The 1116-nt window shown below is 69.4% G+C and carries 2 protein-coding genes; both read right to left on the reverse strand.

The features are described from left to right. A partial coding sequence (locus tag AB0I77_RS53875; RefSeq protein WP_363290381.1) for a transposase occupies nucleotides 1-813 on the reverse strand: 813 nt, incomplete at its 3' end. A 138-nt stretch (nucleotides 814-951) separates the two neighbouring features. Then, nucleotides 952-1116 (reverse strand): transposase (locus tag AB0I77_RS53880; RefSeq protein ID WP_363290382.1); only part of this gene is annotated, 165 nt, incomplete at its 5' end.

Here is a 1116-nt window from a genome sequence, read left to right on the forward strand (position 1 = left end):
GTCCGTGTGGGTGGTGACCTCGGGCCGGTGCCAGCTGTCGGGCTTGCTGAAGGTGAGGACACCGCCGTGTCGGCGCGGGCGGCCGCCCTTGGGCCCGGAGCGTGCGGGGCCCGGGTCGCGGAGCATGACGCGGTCCGAGCGCAGACGCCCGACCAGCACGACCGGCAGGTCCGCCAGGGCGTGGGAGAGGTAGGCGACGTCGTAGCCGGAGTCCATGACGATCAGGATCTCGGGATCGCCCGGCCGCCAGTGCCCCGCCTGTGTCAACCGCTCGACGACGTCGCGCAGTTGGGCGGCGGTCACGAGTGTGGAATCGTCCGCGGGGCCCAGGCGCACCGCGTCGAGCAGCGCGACCCAGGAAGTGCGGCCGGCTTCCAGAGCGGCGACGAATGAGTACGGCCAGCCCGGCACCAACTGGTCCGTCTTGCGGTCGCCACGCCCGTAGACGTGGCAGAACAGCCGGTCGTCGCTGGTCGGGGCGTCAGGGCGGAGCCAGTTGCTCACGTCCACCGCCAGCACGATCCGCCCGTCGGCCGCCTTCGGCAGCGACAGGTCGGCCAGCACGCGACGCAGCCTCGCAGGCTCGATCCAGCCCCGGTCCAGCGCGGCATACAGCGCGCCGTGCCCACGCCGGTGCTCGACCGCCAGGGACAGCTCGACCAGGGTCTTCACCGGACCGTCCGCGCACAGGACCGCGTCCGTGAGCTCAAAAAGCGCATCCGCGCGGGCGTACAGACAGTCGTAGAACTCGACCCGAAAGCGGGACAAGACGTCCAACGCATCGCCTGCGGGCCCGGGGACGAGGAGACTCATACACAGCGGCCGTTCTCTCGTGCTTCGTTACTCGACATCTCGAAGCGTGGAGAACGGCCGCCTCCGCTGTCCCGGGAAGAACCGCAGATCAGCAGGTCGGGTGACCTGCGAGGATAAACGTCAAGCTAAGATGGTGTCCTATGTGGTGAGGCGGACGAACCGTTTGTAGCAGCAGATGGCTGCGGCGAGGCCGAGAAAGGCCAGGTAGTTGCGGGGATTTCGTTCGTAGCGGGGGCTGAGGCGGCGGTAGCCGGACAGCCACGAGATCGTGCGCTCGATCACCCAACGGCGGCGGCCCAGCCG

This window comes from Streptomyces sp. NPDC050619, from assembly GCF_040654815.1.
Lineage (GTDB): Bacteria > Actinomycetota > Actinomycetes > Streptomycetales > Streptomycetaceae > Streptomyces.